The sequence below is a fragment of the Pelotomaculum propionicicum genome (assembly GCF_004369225.1).
Taxonomy (GTDB): Bacteria; Bacillota; Desulfotomaculia; order Desulfotomaculales; family Pelotomaculaceae; genus Pelotomaculum_B; species Pelotomaculum_B propionicicum.
In genome coordinates, this window is record NZ_QFFZ01000067.1 from 1 (window position 1) to 14,086 (window position 14,086).

The 14,086-nt window shown below is 46.0% G+C and carries 15 protein-coding genes; 7 read left to right on the plus strand and 8 right to left on the minus strand.

The window, feature by feature from the left end:
* Nucleotides 1–185: 185 nt before the first annotated feature.
* The 6 genes from Pmgp_RS17485 (at nucleotide 186) to Pmgp_RS17510 (ending at nucleotide 4,814) form a co-directional block, all read left to right on the plus strand.
* Nucleotides 186–398, plus strand: a complete 213-nt coding sequence (locus Pmgp_RS17485; RefSeq protein ID WP_134215691.1) for a sporulation peptidase YabG — start codon at nucleotides 186–188, stop codon at nucleotides 396–398.
* A gap of 95 nt (nucleotides 399–493) precedes the next feature.
* Entirely contained in the window at nucleotides 494–1,843 is a 1,350-nt protein-coding gene (locus Pmgp_RS17490; protein ID WP_427910053.1) for a TldD/PmbA family protein, read from the plus strand.
* A 177-nt stretch (nucleotides 1,844–2,020) separates the two neighbouring features.
* The gene (aroQ, locus tag Pmgp_RS17495; RefSeq protein WP_134215696.1) at nucleotides 2,021–2,455 is read left to right on the plus strand and encodes a type II 3-dehydroquinate dehydratase; all 435 of its coding nucleotides are present in this window, start codon (nucleotides 2,021–2,023) and stop codon (nucleotides 2,453–2,455) included.
* A gap of 12 nt (nucleotides 2,456–2,467) precedes the next feature.
* On the plus strand, nucleotides 2,468–3,538 hold the full coding sequence (locus Pmgp_RS17500; RefSeq protein ID WP_134215700.1) for a M24 family metallopeptidase: 1,071 nt from the start codon (nucleotides 2,468–2,470) through the stop codon (nucleotides 3,536–3,538).
* A gap of 155 nt (nucleotides 3,539–3,693) precedes the next feature.
* Nucleotides 3,694–4,251, plus strand: coding sequence for an elongation factor P (efp, locus tag Pmgp_RS17505; protein WP_134215702.1), 558 nt, complete (start codon nucleotides 3,694–3,696; stop codon nucleotides 4,249–4,251).
* A 104-nt stretch (nucleotides 4,252–4,355) separates the two neighbouring features.
* Complete coding sequence (locus tag Pmgp_RS17510; protein WP_134215705.1) at nucleotides 4,356–4,814, plus strand: CD1247 N-terminal domain-containing protein; 459 nt, start codon at nucleotides 4,356–4,358, stop codon at nucleotides 4,812–4,814.
* A 149-nt stretch (nucleotides 4,815–4,963) separates the two neighbouring features.
* On the opposite strand, the gene Pmgp_RS17515 is transcribed toward Pmgp_RS17510, so the two are convergent.
* From Pmgp_RS17515 to Pmgp_RS20725, 8 genes are all read right to left on the minus strand, one after another.
* Nucleotides 4,964–5,938: a sigma-54 interaction domain-containing protein gene (locus Pmgp_RS17515; protein ID WP_192903005.1), complete on the minus strand. Its 975-nt coding sequence runs from the start codon at nucleotides 5,936–5,938 to the stop codon at nucleotides 4,964–4,966.
* A 185-nt stretch (nucleotides 5,939–6,123) separates the two neighbouring features.
* Nucleotides 6,124–6,489 carry a PAS domain-containing protein gene (locus Pmgp_RS17520; protein ID WP_134215710.1) on the minus strand — a complete coding sequence of 122 codons (366 nt, stop codon included), beginning with the start codon at nucleotides 6,487–6,489 and terminating at the stop codon, nucleotides 6,124–6,126.
* A gap of 234 nt (nucleotides 6,490–6,723) precedes the next feature.
* Nucleotides 6,724–7,284: a UbiX family flavin prenyltransferase gene (locus Pmgp_RS17525; protein ID WP_134215712.1), complete on the minus strand. Its 561-nt coding sequence runs from the start codon at nucleotides 7,282–7,284 to the stop codon at nucleotides 6,724–6,726.
* A gap of 59 nt (nucleotides 7,285–7,343) precedes the next feature.
* On the minus strand, nucleotides 7,344–7,883 hold the full coding sequence (locus Pmgp_RS17530; RefSeq protein ID WP_134215715.1) for a DUF2284 domain-containing protein: 540 nt from the start codon (nucleotides 7,881–7,883) through the stop codon (nucleotides 7,344–7,346).
* Nucleotides 7,884–7,887: 4 nt separating this feature from the next.
* Nucleotides 7,888–9,117, minus strand: coding sequence for a M20 metallopeptidase family protein (locus tag Pmgp_RS17535; RefSeq protein WP_243119939.1), 1,230 nt, complete (start codon nucleotides 9,115–9,117; stop codon nucleotides 7,888–7,890).
* 61 nt (nucleotides 9,118–9,178) lie between these two features.
* Nucleotides 9,179–9,898, minus strand: coding sequence for a xanthine dehydrogenase family protein molybdopterin-binding subunit (locus Pmgp_RS17540; RefSeq protein WP_134215719.1), 720 nt, complete (start codon nucleotides 9,896–9,898; stop codon nucleotides 9,179–9,181).
* The gene (locus tag Pmgp_RS20625; RefSeq protein WP_282432918.1) at nucleotides 9,852–9,980 is read right to left on the minus strand and encodes a hypothetical protein; all 129 of its coding nucleotides are present in this window, start codon (nucleotides 9,978–9,980) and stop codon (nucleotides 9,852–9,854) included. Before Pmgp_RS20625 ends, Pmgp_RS17540 begins: the two co-directional genes overlap by 47 nt.
* 2 nt (nucleotides 9,981–9,982) lie before the next feature.
* Nucleotides 9,983–11,392: an FAD binding domain-containing protein gene (locus Pmgp_RS20725; protein WP_134215721.1), complete on the minus strand. Its 1,410-nt coding sequence runs from the start codon at nucleotides 11,390–11,392 to the stop codon at nucleotides 9,983–9,985.
* 969 nt (nucleotides 11,393–12,361) lie between these two features.
* Between Pmgp_RS20725 and Pmgp_RS17550 the strand changes: the two genes are divergently transcribed.
* Nucleotides 12,362–13,747, plus strand: a complete 1,386-nt coding sequence (locus Pmgp_RS17550) for an MFS transporter (RefSeq protein WP_134215723.1) — start codon at nucleotides 12,362–12,364, stop codon at nucleotides 13,745–13,747.
* Nucleotides 13,748–14,086: the final 339 nt, after the last annotated feature.

Here is a 14,086-nt window from a genome sequence, read left to right on the forward strand (position 1 = left end):
TACTTGATTTTATTGGCTTCGGTACCCGTAATTTAAGGGAACCGGTTCCCAAACTACCATCCATCATCCATATAGTTCCTTAACTGGAATTATGGCTGTTCGGTGGTCCTAAATCTATTATACGAGGCAAGTAAAAATGATCACAGGTTAATTGCTTTTGGCGCCGTTTTACAGGGGGTATAAAGATGAAAATTGGTGATATTGTTACCAGAAAAATTTACGGAGAGGACATGCAGTTTTGCATAATCGGTTTTTATACAAATCAATCAAGCGGGGAGAGGGTGGCAATTTTGGCGCTTCTTGACCCGAGCCTGATCGTCGAGGCTTCAGTCCAGGAGTTAGCCCCCATATCCGCGAGACACCTGTTTGCGATGACAACTTCACTGTTTGTTCATTAAACTGCCGGAGGCGGCAGTTTTTTTACAGCCTCATGCAAAGGAATATTTTAACTGCCATTGAATTATACTACTTGGAATATGAAAGGAGTGTCAGCGTGGAAAAAGAGGGTTTCTTCACTGGCGCCGCGGAGGCAGCCGTAGGCAAGGCCATGCAGATGGGCGGCCAGTTGGCGGAAGCATATATAAGCAATTCCAAAGAGCTTAATATTGGAGTCAGGGAAGGCCGGGTAGAGACAATGAAACTTGCCGAGGAGCGCGGCCTCGGACTGCGGGTGATCCGGCAGGGAAGGACAGGCTTTTCCTTCAGCACTGATTTGAGCCCCGGCGGTATAGAGGAAGTAGCCAGGCAGGCCCTGGCCAACTGCGCCAAGACCGGAGAGGACCAGTATCACAACCTGCCTCTGCCAGGCGCCTCCTACCCTGAGCTGGACATTTATGATCCCTGCATCCGGGAAGCTGCTGTCGAGCAGAAAATTGAAATGGCCAAATCCATGGAAGAGGCGGCACGCGCTTATGACGCCAGGGTGAAAATCATTGAAAGCTCGACCTACCAGGACGGTGAGTCACTGGTGACGATTGTGAACAGCCAGGGCATGAAGCTCAGCTACAAGGAGGCGTATTGCGGTATTTACATCGCCCTCGCCGCGGGGGAAGGCGATGATAGCCAGACCGGGTTCGCATTGGATTTCAACCTGAAATACAATCAGCTGCGGCCGGAAGAAGTGGGCGCCGAGGCTGCCAGGAGGGCGGTGCGGATGCTGGGCGCCGCGCCGGTGTCTACCCGCAAGGCTGCGGTGCTGCTCGACCCTCATGTAGCCACGGGTTTTCTGGGATTGATCGGCCCGGCGCTGACCGGGGAAGCAGTCCAGAAAGGGCGTTCTTTGTTTGCCGGTAAGGTCGGGACCAGGGTGGCATCGGATAAAATAACCATTATCGACGACGGGTTGTTAAGCGGGGGTATTGCTTCAGCCCCGTTCGACGGTGAAGGTGTGCCCACTTCCAGGACTGTGCTGGTGGAAAAGGGAACACTCAAAGGTTACCTGCATAACACTTACACCGCGGCCAAAGACGGGGTACAGTCAACCGGCAACGGAGTGCGCGGCTCTTTTAAAAGCACGCCGGAGGTAGGGGTGACTAACTTTTACATTGAGGCAGGGAAGATCCCGCCAGCGGATCTCATAAAGGAAATATCAAGCGGGCTCTATGTCACGGAAGTAATGGGCATGCACACCGCCAACCCGATCTCCGGTGATTTCTCTGTCGGGGTGTCCGGCCTCCTGATTGAAAACGGTGAGCTGACCAAACCGGTGCGAGGTATGGCCATGGGCGGAAATATCATCGAATTGCTGGAAAACATTGACGCTGTGGGCAATGACCTGAAGTTCTTTATCGGCAAGGGGGCTCCTACCTTAAGAATCGCACAGATGACCATCAGCGGCCAGTAACCCGCAAATATCCTGATTAACCTTGGCTTAAAAGGTGAAACTATGGTAAAATATTCTGCGGAGTTAGCTGAACACAGGTATGGGTTTAAAAAAATAAAAAAGTGCGACTGAAGTCGCACCTACATCTCATGAAGATTTATAAAGCTATTGCTGGGGACCTGAATGTGAGGTATGGGTATGAAGATATTAATACTGCACGGGCCAAACCTGAACCTGCTCGGGAAGCGGGAACCTTCTATATATGGGGAGCTTTCTTTGGAGCAAATTAATGAAATGCTTCGCTCCCTGGCGTTAGAGCTTGGGGTTGAAGTAACCTGCAGGCAGTCAAACCACGAGGGGGAGTTAATAGACCTGCTGCAGCAGGCCGGCGGTGATGCGGACGCTGTTGTTTTCAATCCAGGGGCTTATACCCACACCAGTTATGCCCTGCGCGACGCGGTAGCCGCCATCTGCATACCCACAGTGGAGGTTCACCTTTCTAATATATACGCGCGCGAGGAGTTCCGCAGCAAATCAGTAATAGCCCCCGCGGCCTCAGGTCAAATCAGCGGGCTCGGTCCGACAGGCTACCTTCTGGCGCTGAGGGCGGCGGCTGCGCTGGCCGCCAAATAGGGGGAAATTATTTTGCTTGACAGGATCAACAGGCTCCTGGAACATTTTAATCAGGCCGGGTGCGAGGCCTTTTACGTAACTGACCCCGCCAACAGGTTCTACCTGAGCGGCTTTTCCGGCACCACGGGCTCCCTGTTGCTGGCGCGCGGCCTGTACTGCCTTTTGACCGACTTCCGCTATACAGAACAGGCCGCCTCTGAATGCCCGGACTATAAAATTATCGATGTTACCGGCTCATATAATATGGTCCTGGCAGAGATCTTAAAAGAACATAACCTTGTAAGGCTGGGCTGCGAGGGAGATCACCTGACCTATAACCAGTTTTCTGATCTCAAAAAGATGCTGCCGGGGATTGAGCTGAAACCGGGCAGCGGTATGGTAGAGCATTTGAGGCTTTGCAAGGATGAAAATGAAATAAAGCATATCGAAGAAGCCGCACGTTTAGCCGACCAGGCTTTCGTGAAGATCCTGCCGGCGGTCAACACCGGCGCCGCCGAGCGGGAAATCGCCCTGCAGCTGGAATATTTAATGCGTGAGAGCGGCGCGGAGGAATCGGCGTTTAAAATTATTGTGGCTTCCGGCAGCCGTTCGGCACTGCCCCACGGGGTTGCCTCACTGAAGACTTTGCAAAGAGGTGATCTGGTGACATTTGATTTTGGGGCAGTGTACCGGGGTTATAACTCTGATATCACCAGGACGGTGGTAATAGGGCCGCCTGATGCCAGGCAGAAAGAAATATATGAAATAGTTTTGGAAGCGCAGATGAACGCGATTTCAGTAATAAAAGCAGGAGTCAGGGCGGCGGATGTTGACCAAGCCGCCAGGGGAATAATTGAAAAAAAAGGTTACGGTCCCAACTTCGGCCACAGCACCGGCCACGGGTTAGGCCTCGATGTCCACGAGAATCCGAGGCTCTCCGCCAAAGACGAGACTATCCTGCGTTCCGGGATGGTTGTAACGGTGGAGCCCGGCATCTACCTGCCGGGATGGGGCGGTGTCAGAATTGAAGATACCGTAGTGGTTGAGGATAACGGCTGCAGGATCCTGACCAAAACACCTAAAGAAAAATTATTGGTATTATAGCTTCTTGGATGTTTCAGACAAGGTTTTCGGAGAAGGAATTCAGAATGAAATCTTAAAACTACTGAATTCTGACTCCTGTATTCTATATTCTACATCTACATTTTCTTAGATCTCAAACAGTCGCAAAATAAATTTTCATACAGGAGGCGGGGGCATTGATCTCGACAAACGATTTTAGAACAGGGCTTACCATCGAACTGGAGGGGGACGTTTTTCAGGTAATCGATTTTCAGCACGTAAAGCCCGGGAAAGGTGCTGCCTTCGTTCGCTCGAAGCTTAGAAACGTGAGGACGGGCGCGGTGATTGAAAAAACCTTCAACGCCGGTGAGAAAATTCCAAAGGCCAGGATAGAGCGGCGCGAGGTGCAGTACCTGTATAACGACGGTAAAGACTATAACTTTATGGACATGGAGTCGTACGACCAGATCGCCATGAGCGACGAGCAGCTGGGAGACGCTGTCAAGTACCTGAAAGAGAATATGAACATCCATGTGCTGACTTTCCAGGGAAAATCAATAGGTGTTGAACTGCCAAACTTTGTCGAGCTAGAAGTTATAGAAACCGCTCCCGGCATCAAAGGGGACACCGCCTCCGGCGGTTCGAAGCCGGCCACCCTGGAAACAGGAACAGTGGTCCAGGTTCCTTTCTTTATCAATGTTGGGGACAAGCTCCAGATTGACACCAGGACCGGCAATTACATAAAAAGAGCATAACTGCCACTATTAAAGACCGGGCATGTTTAAAACCCCTTAAATAGAGTTATACTATGGAAGCCAAAATTAGCCACGATATAATCTTTTTTAAGGGGGTTGCTAAGTTGAATGATCTTAAAACGAAGGTTGCCTATCTGCAGGGCTTATCCGCGGGTCTGGATTTTAACGCCGACAGCAAAGAAGGCAAACTGCTGAAAGGCATCATCGAAGTTTTGGACGAGTTCGCCGATTCTGTGGTCGACCTGGAAGAAGCGCAGGAACAGATGGAAGATTATCTTGAGAGCATAGACGAAGACCTCTATCATCTTGAAGATGAGGTTTATGAAGAAGATGGGTTAAACACATGCGCTGATCACTATTTGGAAGTGGACTGCCCGAGGTGCGGTGAGACTGTCTGCTTTGACTCGGAAATTCTTGAAGACGATGATATTGTGGAAGTTACTTGCCCGAATTGCGATGAAGTTGTTTTTGTGAATGACGGTGACCACCAGGCCGCTGATGAGCCGGAAGCGCTGGTAGGGAAAGTTAATGATACGTTTGGTTCGGAAGATGAGGATATTTAGGCATTTATCTGGTATGGCTAAAATAAAGATAGAGAAATTCAAATTATTAGAAGAAGCAACCTCCGCACTGGTTTTGGCGGAGGTGCTTTATTTGAGGACCAAACTATATTAAGGTCTGTTATGGCTATTGTTTGATGTCCGTTTATTAGTTAACCCGTGTTCCCTTTAAACAACCCGTATTTTTTAACGCACCTGGCCACCGTTGATTGACTTACACCCAGCGCTTTGGCAGCCTTATAAGTGCTACGGTAGCGGCGCATAGTCCACTCAACCATTTCTCTCTCCAGCCGGGATAAAGCTTCAGGCAATGATAGACTTTCGTTGATATGAAATCTGTCACTAATACTTACCGGAGTTTTAATCTCTCCGGGTAAATCCTGCACCCTGATCATTTGTTCCTCACAGGTCACAACAAGTCTTTCAATCAAGTTGGCCAACTGACGGACATTGCCCGGCCAGGAATAACTAAGCATTACTTTCAGGCATTCGCTTGAAAAGAATTTAGACTGCTTATATTTCTCGTTAAACTCATTTAAGTAAAGAAGTATGAGAGGAACAATATCTTCCCAACGTTCCCGCAAGGGGGGGACCACTATCGGTACCACGTTTAGACGGTAGTAAAGGTCTTCCCTGAAACTTTTAGCTTTAACTGCCTCAAGTAAATCTTTGTTTGTAGCCGCAATAATCTGAACATCAGCATTAACAGGTTTTACAGCCCCCAGGCGAAAAAATTCTTTTTCCTGTAAAACACGCAGTAATTTTACCTGGAGTCTTAATGGCAATTCAGCTATTTCATCAAGGAAGATTACACCTTGTTGGGCAAGCTCAAACATGCCTTTTTTACCCTCTTTTTTAGCCCCTGTAAAAGCTCCGGTATCGTAGCCAAAGAGTTCTGATTCCAAAAGATCTTCAGGAATCGCTCCACAGTTTATTTTAATAAAAGCTCCTTTTTCTCTTCTTTTATTAAGCTGGTAAATCAGGTGAGCTATTACTTCTTTCCCGACACCGGATTCACCCAGTATTAATACCGTACTGTCAGTCTGAGCGACACGTGTGGCCAGATCTATGGTTCGCATAAAAGTGTTGCTATGGGCTATAATCTTGTGCCCCAAAACTTGTTGCATGCGCATCTCTGTTAATTCAGCGTGGAAATAAGAGTTGATCTGCCTTGTTTTTTTTAATTCATCTTTAACATTAGTAGACTCCGATATATCACAAAGGTAAGAAACAACTCTGTCTATTTCTCCTTCCGAATTAAAAATAGGTGAAGCAGAGACCAGAATTTTTTTCCCTGAGTAATACTCTTGAATTAAGTTAACAATGCTTTTTGTCTTCGAGCTACAAAGCTGGCTGGTTCGTTTATAAACACGCCCGCATCCGCGAGTTGTTTCAAATCTTTCCCGACCAGATCGTTGATATGCAAGCCGGTTAATTGCTCTACTGCTAAATTTGCGCTTAGAACTATTCCTTGACTATTTGAAACAACAACACCATCACGAATTAAGTTGATAATTTTATTCATGCAGTCCATTTCTTTTTCCAGAAGGGAATATTTTTTTCGGAGCATAATTAATTGCTCAATTAAAGATGAATTATCACAAACTTCTTCATTATTATCCGGGATTTTTGCTGCCTGTTGATTAGTTTCATTAATTATATGTCTCCTGGCAGACAAAAAGATCACCCCATTAATTTAACTGAGATATTGTTTGTAATAAAGGCATATTGTTTTTTTATTGTACACTTCCTGGCAGGAGCTATCAATCCATCTTTCTATTATTCGAGATTATGGAAAAGACGAGGAAACCGGTTCTCGCTCATGATCATTACCTGTAGCTTAAAAAAGCCGTGATACAGTACACGGTTTTTAGTGCACAGTTAGATTATTTATTATTATAACCAGCTTTTTTTATACTTCCGGCCATCTCCTGGCAAGGGAATTTTCTATGCCGAGTTCGTCGAGGAGCCGCCCGGTCAGTTGGTCGATTATATCCTCAACGGTTTGCGGGCGGTGGTAAAAAGAGGTGACGGGGGGCATGATGAAAACACCAAGCCTGGCTAGTTTAAGCATATTTTCCAGATGGATTACACTTAAAGGGGTCTCCCGCGTTACCAGGATCAGCCGGCGTTTTTCCTTGATGGTCACATCGGCGGCCCGGTTGATTAGGTTATCCGCGTAACCGTGGGCGATTGCGGAAAGAGTTTTCATGCTGCAAGGAGCTATTACCATCCCGTCATGTAAAAAAGAGCCACTGGCGGGAGCTGCCGCGATATTCTTATTGTTATAATAGTGGTGAGCATTTTTCTCCAGTTCTTCAAGGGAATAGTTTGTTTCCATCATAATAGTTTCCTTTGCTGCGCCACTAATAATCAGGTGCGTTTCCGCCCCTTTCTTAATTAATTCTTCCAGAAGTCTGATCCCATAAATGGCGCCGCTGGCGCCGGATATGGCAATAATTATTTTTTTCATATTTCCCTCACATTTAAAATTATGTCTTATAACTTAAATTAATTATGTCAGGATAAATGCTATTCCACCAGCAATAACGCGAAACGATTCATTGTCTGAGTATAATCAGATAATACATTTATGGGAAAACCAAATTGTCTAACGGTCCCAAACACGTCAACACCCATTGATTCGAGGGATGGGCGCGCCATTAAAGGGTTGACGCACTGGATCTTATCACTTTTACACTTGGCACAAATACGGCAGTTACTTACTGAGAATAAAAATGCCTTGTAATATCCTGATAGAAAAACTTCTCTCTCCAGGTTGAAGAGACCTTCATTCATTTCTCTAGCCCAGGCATGGCGATCTTCAGCTTTATTCAGCGCTTTTGCAAAATGGAAAATAACTCCCTCGCTGTATTCGTTAAAAAATTCTCTGCACTCTGAGATAGAGGGATTGTTTGGTGGGCAGCAGGCCTGCATTCCATAATTGTAGCATCCGAATCTGCATTTCATCCGGACCCATTGCTTGACGATAATCTGCGCGGGATCTATCCACTTGAAATCCTTATACCCGAATTTAGTAAATAGTGACTCTATTGCTGCTCGATCAGACATAATTTTAGATCTCCTTATTTTCAGGATTTGATGTGATCAGGTTTAAAAATATAGCAACAGCCATTACCAGAATTTTTTCGTCAAAATTAAAACGGTTGCTGTGCAGTGGGTAAACAATATCTTTTTTTTCTGACCCAGCTCCAATCCTGAACATAAGGGCGGGCATAACCTGGCTAAAAAATGCGAAATCATCGCCTCCCATCAGGATCCGGTCGAAGGAGACAATATTCTCCGGAAGTTCAGTCTGCAATATCTCTTTAGCCCATTGCGCCAAATCAGGGTCGCACAAAACTGCAGGACACTTCTCTTCAATTTCGGTACGCACGCTTACACCGTAAGTTTGTCCGATGCCTGCTGATATTTGCGCCAGGCGACTGCTAACCAGGGACGCAGTATCCTGACCTCCACTCCGGAGTGTCCCTTCAAGGACAATTTCTTCCGGTATGACGTTTGGCACATTGCCGCCGGCAACCTTGCCGAAGGAAAGAACCGCCGGCTGAGCAGGGCTTAGGTTGCGGGATATTATGGTCTGGGCTGCCGTTACGAAGGATGCCATAGCAACTACCGGATCGGCGCACAAGTGCGGGTAAGCTCCATGTCCAGGCTTGCCCTTAAAAATTACTCTTAAGTTGTCCACTCTGGCGTTTAGCTGGCCTGATTTTATAGCGATCACACCCCGGGGTAATTGCGGATCGAGATGCATTGCCAGCGCTATTTCCCGCCCTGGTTCGGCCGGGGTGAGGGGCGCCGGTCCCTGCAACCCCTGCCAGGAGTCAATTTCCGCAACTAAAAGCCTGGCTCCTTCCAGAGTTTCTTCTCCGGCCTGGAAGGCGATTCGTACTCTGCCCTGCTGGATGCCGGGGTTTGCGGTCAGAATTTTTGCCAGGCCCAGGCCGACGGCAGCGTGCCCGTCGTGCCCGCAGGCATGCATATAGCCTTGGAAACGCGACGAAAAATCCAGTTCGGTTTCTTCTTGAACCGGAAGGGCGTCCATATCAAACCTGAGTAAAAATGGTGTTCTTTTTGCATTAACCTGATCAACCGGTTCAATTTCCACCAGGATGCCTGCTTTCAGTTCCACAACCCTGCAACGGGGCCCAAGCGAGAGGAGTTCATCTTTCAGGTATGCCCGTGTGAGGGGCAGGTTTAACCCGGTTTCCGGTATTTGGTGAAAATTCCGCCGCCATTTGACAAGATCCTGCTCAATCAGCTTCGCGAACGCTGTCGCCTCCATGTATTTCAATACTTCACCCCACAAATTACGGTCGGTTTTATTAATTTCGCGGGCGTAGTGTTTAGTCCTCTTGCAGCCTGTAAAAAACCCTTTCCGCATTCATGGGAAGTTCAAAAAAACGTTTACCTGTGGCATGAAAAATCGCGTTGCCGATGGCAGAAGCTGTCGGGACCAGTCCTGGTTCTCCTATGCCTTTTGCACCGAATGGTCCGTCGGGATCGTTGCTCTCTACAAGGATTACTTTAATAGGTGGTATGTCTGCCGCGCTCCAGGTCTTGTAGTCAAGAAAGCGGGGGTTTTGCATCTTGCCATCCACTTCAACCGCCTCTTCGGTCAGGGCGTATCCAGTCCCCTGCACGACGGACCCCTCAATTTGGCCTTCAGCCATCAGAGTGTTGATAGTAGTTCCGGTATCATGCGACGCAACTACATTTAATACTTTAATCGTGCCTGTTTTACTGTCAATTTCCACCTCAGCGATTTGACAGGCAAAAGTATGCGACAGGATATGTTCGCCATGTCCTTTATCCAACCCGGCAGTTGGCGCCACCGGGTCGTCATAATGTCCTTTACCCGACAGGGGATGGCCTAATTTATTTACAGCATAAGCGGCGATATCAGCAAACAACAATGACCTGTCGCCATCTCCATTTACCCATGCTCTACCTTCACGGAGGGCGATTTCAGATGGCTGAGCATTCAGCATAATTGCCGCAACATCAAGGATCTCTTTCTTAACAGCTTCTGCCGCGGCAAGAGCGGCGTTGCCGCGTGATATCATTGAGGTGTTTTGTTTCTCCAGTTACCTTGGAACGGCTGTCGAGACGCGGGATTGGCTTGCCAAGGATGTTATATTCTGTCATTTCTAAGCCTCCTCCATTTTACGGGCGGCAGTTTTCACTGCTTTAATGATTTTAAGGTAGCCTGTACAGCGGCACAGGTTCCCGGCAATAGCTGTTAAGATTTCGTCTTCAGTCGGATCGGGGTGTTCATCCAGCAAAGCTTTAGCTGACATGATCATGCCGGGTGAACAGAAACCGCATTGTACAGATCCTTCATTAATAAAAGATTCCTGCAGAGGATGCAGCCTTCCGTTCTTAACGAGCCCTTCTATAGTTGTGATCTTGCTGCCGTCAGTTTCACAGGCCAGCACCAGGCAGGAATTTACCGGGCGGCCGTTCATAATAACAGTGCAGGCTCCGCAGTCGCCGGTGCCGCAGCCTTCTTTAGTACCAGTAAGGTTCAGGCGCTGGCGTAACATTTTTAAGAGGGTTTCTTTTGAGGTGACTTCCAGAACGTATTTCTCACCGTTGACTTCCACATTAATTGTATGCAGCATTTTATCTTCCCCCCCCTTATTTGAAGATTCTGCCCGGGAAGTTGCTGTTCTTAAAGCACGCAGGGTGAGTTCTTTAATCATATCCCTGCGGTACCGGGCACTTGCCCTGAAGTCATCGATGGGTTTGGCGTCCAATAGGGCGGCTTTTGCAGCCATGTTAAGAATTTCGTCAGTTAGAGGCCGTCCCCGTAACAATTCTTCTGCGGCGCTCGCGCGTACCGGTGTGGATGCTACCGCCCCAAGTGCAATTTTTGCGTCAATGCAATGCGTTCCCTGACTGTCTAAAGTGATCAAGGCGGCTACACCTACGATGGCTATATCTTTTTCTGTTCTTCTCAATTTCAGGTAGGTAGATCCGGTCCTTGCCGGCAGTAGGGGAAGAAGCACCTCAGTTAATATTTCATTCTGATTTAAAGAATTTAATCCAGGTCCGTTAAAAAATTGCCTGATCGAGATATTTCTCCTGATAGACACGGGTTTTGTTTTTTTGTTCTGGTTAACCTTATCCGCTGATGGACTTTCAGCCACAAGGCTTGCTTCGTAAACAAGCAGGGGAGGCGCGGTATCAGCCGAGGGCGCTGCATTGCAAAGATTACCTCCAATGGTTGCCCTGCTGCGTATTTGTTTTGAGGCCATGTGAGTAACCGCCTCATGGAGGGCGGGATAATTGCTTGCTATCTCCGGTGAAATTTCTATGTCCCTCAGTGTTGTCAAAGCCCCGATTTTGCAGACGTCGTTTGAAGCAAACGATAAACCGCTAAGGTTTAACTCCTTAAGATCAATAACAATTTTAGGTGTTAGACGCCCTTGCTTCAAGCGGACGATCAAATCTGTACCGCCACCAAGCAGGCAACAGCTGTCCGGGTTGGCTTCCAGAAGCGACAGCGCCTGGGCTATAGTGGCAGGCCTGAAGTAATCAAAATCATGCAAGATCATTTTATACCCCCTATGGTTTTATGACAATAAGCCAACATGATATAACTACTTGATAAAAGACCACCTCCATACTGGCTAATATAAGCAAGAGTTGTGCCAAGATTAAACTGCATACTTGCTAAAATATTAAACTTCTATTGATAGTTGTCTATAGTGAAACTATCTTTTAGGGATAGTTGGCTTATCTGAACAACAATAAATTGTTAATGCATTAAGTCTATAAAGACTCATATGAGTCATTATGGACTTATCTACGTACGATCTACCGTCAAAGAGACTGTATAAAGTCTTTTTTGTCAGAAGATGCCTTAATTACAGCTTCTTTTAGAGTAAAATAGAATATAAGAATGGTTTATTATAAAGATATTCTTCCGCTTCCAATCAATTGGCCTGAATGCAGTTGGTCTTCAACTGAATTTATTTAAGTCAATAATGAGCCATGTAAGTCTAATTTGACTTACATGGCTCATTATTCTTTTAGCCTTAATAACAAAATATATGGTTTGTTTTACGAGGATAACAATCTTTTAAGAGAACATTATTTTCCCAAAATAACAATTGGGGACTACCTTTTGGATTGTGATAGTTATTATTTTTTATAATAGACTTCTGCAAATCAATATTCCCAAATAACTGGTATGAATATTGCTAAAATTTAAAATATACTGCATCTAAATCTTTTGAGAGGTAAGAAGTAAAGCCTGAAAGATTTAAATGCTCAAATCAGTATGAAAGGAGGGAAAATCCAAAAAGCTTCTTTAATGCCGGTAGAGTTATAATCTTAGTCCTCATAACATAAATACAATGACGTATTAGTTGGTTTTCAATTGCTTTATTATTGTGGTGTGATGCTACCAGGGAGGTCAGCATCATGCCGAGGGAAAGCTCATTTATTATCGATTTATGTTTTCAATCCACTTAGTTTCAAGAAGTCTTAATTGTTAAATATGAAAATTGAAGGGGGTTAATATGAGCAGCTTAGAAATAAATACATCCAGAGGCAGTGCGGTAAATACCGGACTTCAAGCAGACCCGATTCAGTCCCGTCTGGATAATTTTCCCCTGTCAAAAGTTCACTATTACATATGGGCGATCTGTACTATTGGATTTATTCTGGATGTTATGGACTTGTTTCTCGTTTCATTTGCTCTGCCGATGATAATCAAGGAATGGAAGGTATCTTCGGAAGTAGCCGGTCTTATTGCGTCTGGCAGTATGTGGGGTATGGTGATAGGTGCGTATGCCTGGGGAATACTAGGTGATCGTATCGGGAGACGGGGCACGATGCAAGCAACTATTCTAACTTACAGTCTGATCACAGGGTTGTGTGCGTTGTCCTGGAACAGTATAACTTTGTTTATAGGCCGCTTTTTAGTCGGCATAGGCCTGGGAGGTTTTTTCCCGGTTGATTATGCTGTTCTGGTTGAATTTATTCCTGCCAAATCTCGCGGACGTTTAATGGCTTACAGTATTTTGACGATGCCCATAGGCATACTTTTAGGCTCATTGATTGCTTATAATCTTGGCCCTACATGGGGATGGCGTGCGCTTTTTGTTATAGGGGCGTTACCCGCCTTTTTGGCTTTCCTGGCCAGGCGTGTTATACCTGAATCCCCGCGTTATCTTGTTAGCAAGGGGAAATACGAGGAAGCTGATAAAGTTGTAAGATGGTTGGAAGAAAAATCAGGCGTTCAGACTCCGGCAACGACGGATATTAAAACTTATACGGTAAAACAGGAAGCTGAGAAAGTTAATATTCTCGAACTATTCACTTCGGGTTATGTTGTACGGACCCTTTTCACATGGTTATTGTGGCTTACCCAGTCACTTCCTTACTTCGCAATGGGAACCATGCTTCCGACTTTGTTGATAAAACACTATGGATTGCCGCAACAGGAAGCAATAAAGTTTGTCTCGTACTTGACGATAGTGGCTATTGGGGGGCGGGCTCTGGCAGCGTTTTTAATTGAAAGCGTGGGTAGGAAAAAGGTGTTGATCTTATTTTCCTTATTGGCCGCCATCGGGCTTGCCATGTATAACGGGGCGGAAACCGTCAGACAGATATTTATAGTCGCGGTAATAGCCTGCTTTTTCTATGAGGGGACCTGGACCTCAGTTATGTTATATACCGCAGAACTTTTCCCGACGAGACTACGCTCTACCGGCGCCGGCTCGGCCCAGGCTGTAGGCCGTATTGCTTCTGGTATTTCGCCGATCTTTGTTGGTTTTATGATGGCCCGTTCAGTTAGCACAATATTCTATGCATTCGCGGGTTGTTTCTTGTTGATGACCATACTTGTCATATTCTTTGGGATTGAAACGAAAGGAAGACCATTAGAAGAAATTTCTAAATAATAGTTTATTAAAATTTTTGTTCTGTTAATTATGAGTCTGTCAGCTTCAATTAGGAGATGGGCAGACTCAATGAATTTGAGAAAATGCTGCATGTTTACTTCAAGCTGTTTTCGGACATAGCTATCCTATTCTTGAGGGTCCTGCGGGAATATGGTACATGTCTCCAGGAAAGTTATTATTCCGTATAAGTCCTTTATCACTTAAATAAATCTACTAGCGTGACTTTACCAGCCAAAACAAGTAATGCCTTATGGTACTTAGATTAATGGCAATAAAACGTATAGACTAATACATAATATCTTCTAAAGCATGTATTGACATAGCTCTTAGAATAGTGTA

Excerpts from the sequence above, each read along its gene's own strand:
- Pmgp_RS17485 (WP_134215691.1), top strand. The coding sequence starts at position 186 with ATGAAAATTGGTGATATTGTTACCAGAAAAATTTACGGAGAGGACATG.
- aroQ (WP_134215696.1), top strand. The coding sequence starts at position 2,021 with ATGAAGATATTAATACTGCACGGGCCAAACCTGAACCTGCTCGGGAAG.
- Pmgp_RS17515 (WP_192903005.1), bottom strand. The coding sequence starts at position 5,938 with ATGCAACAAGTTTTGGGGCACAAGATTATAGCCCATAGCAACACTTTT.
- Pmgp_RS17525 (WP_134215712.1), bottom strand. The coding sequence starts at position 7,284 with ATGAAAAAAATAATTATTGCCATATCCGGCGCCAGCGGCGCCATTTAT.
- Pmgp_RS17530 (WP_134215715.1), bottom strand. The coding sequence starts at position 7,883 with ATGTCTGATCGAGCAGCAATAGAGTCACTATTTACTAAATTCGGGTAT.
- Pmgp_RS17535 (WP_243119939.1), bottom strand. The coding sequence starts at position 9,117 with ATGGAGGCGACAGCGTTCGCGAAGCTGATTGAGCAGGATCTTGTCAAA.
- Pmgp_RS17540 (WP_134215719.1), bottom strand. The coding sequence starts at position 9,898 with ATGATATCACGCGGCAACGCCGCTCTTGCCGCGGCAGAAGCTGTTAAG.
- Pmgp_RS20625 (WP_282432918.1), bottom strand. The coding sequence starts at position 9,980 with ATGACAGAATATAACATCCTTGGCAAGCCAATCCCGCGTCTCGACAGC.
- Pmgp_RS20725 (WP_134215721.1), bottom strand. The coding sequence starts at position 11,392 with ATGATCTTGCATGATTTTGATTACTTCAGGCCTGCCACTATAGCCCAG.
- Pmgp_RS17550 (WP_134215723.1), top strand. The coding sequence starts at position 12,362 with ATGAGCAGCTTAGAAATAAATACATCCAGAGGCAGTGCGGTAAATACC.